The organism is Pseudomonas sp. 2995-3 (assembly GCF_002742565.1).
Taxonomy (GTDB): Bacteria; Pseudomonadota; Gammaproteobacteria; order Pseudomonadales; family Pseudomonadaceae; genus Aquipseudomonas; species Aquipseudomonas edaphica.
In genome coordinates this window covers 1-434 of sequence record NZ_LJSB01000199.1, presented here as the reverse complement: position 1 = coordinate 434, position 434 = coordinate 1, and the positions used below count along the sequence as shown (strand labels likewise).

The following is a 434-nucleotide window of genomic DNA, read 5'->3' as shown; positions in this document are numbered from 1 at the left end:
ATGTACTGTAAATAAAAATTTACCACACGTAAGAACCTATCATATGGAAGAAAATGAAAGAATACCTAAGTTGAACATTGAGCATAGTTTAATGAAAAAACGAGTACATGGATATGCAGCTACTTGGCAGGGAATTGTAGATAGAGATTTAAAAAAAGTCAAAAATAATGGTGCGCTTATTAACGTAATTCCTAATGGTGTGGAAAAGATCAAAGTTAACAAAGTTAAAAATGAACGAGGAGAGTTAACTCTTTTATTAGTCGGTAGACTGTCTTACCAAAAAGGAATTGATATCTTATTAGAGGGTATATCTTTATTACCGGATATGTCTAAGTCGAAGATAAAACTAAACATTGTTGGAGAAGGAGAGTTAAGAGAAGAATTAAGTCTTCAAGTTAAAGAGTTGAATATAGAGGGTGTCGTTACTTTTGAAG

Annotated in this window: 1 protein-coding gene; it reads left to right on the top strand. The window is 31.8% G+C overall.

Annotated features, from left to right (window positions below; translation table 11 throughout):
• Positions 1-43: 43 nt before the first annotated feature.
• Positions 44-434 (top strand): glycosyltransferase (locus AOA62_RS17915; RefSeq protein ID WP_143521853.1); only part of this gene is annotated, 391 nt, incomplete at its 3' end.